At 64.5% G+C, this 437-nt stretch carries 1 protein-coding gene; it reads right to left on the bottom strand.

Annotation, left to right across the window (positions count from 1 at the left end; all coding sequences use genetic code 11):
- A partial coding sequence (locus FG486_RS18035) for a UTP--glucose-1-phosphate uridylyltransferase (RefSeq protein ID WP_277817014.1) occupies positions 1–437 on the bottom strand: 437 nt, incomplete at both ends.

Here is a 437-nt window from a genome sequence, read left to right as displayed (position 1 = left end):
GGTACCTCGAGCACGCTGATCAGATTGCCGCCCAGCCGGTTATAGGCCTCGACCATCTGCTTCATGCAGCCGGGCGATCCGACCATGAATTCGTCGGGCAGGAAGATCGCGAACGGTTCGTCACCGACGATATCGCGCGCGCACCAGATCGCATGGCCCAGGCCCAGCGGCTCCTGCTGGCGCACATAGGCGCAATTGCCGGGGCCCAGCCTGGTGGGCTCGAGCACCGCGAGCGACTTGCCGCGCTCGCTCATCGTTTTTTCCAGCTCGAACGCGATATCGAAATGGTCCTCGATCGCGCTCTTCCCGCGGCCGGTGACGAAGATCATCTGCTCGATCCCGGCCTCGCGCGCCTCGTCCACCGCATACTGGATCAGCGGGCGGTCGACGATCGGCAGCATCTCCTTGGGGATGGCCTTGGTCGCGGGAAGAAAGCG

Origin of the sequence: Blastomonas ursincola (assembly GCF_013607875.1) — a bacterium.
Classification (GTDB): domain Bacteria; phylum Pseudomonadota; class Alphaproteobacteria; order Sphingomonadales; family Sphingomonadaceae; genus Blastomonas; species Blastomonas ursincola.
The sequence above is the reverse complement of the archived record's forward strand: the minus strand, read 5'-3'. Positions and strand labels throughout refer to the sequence as shown.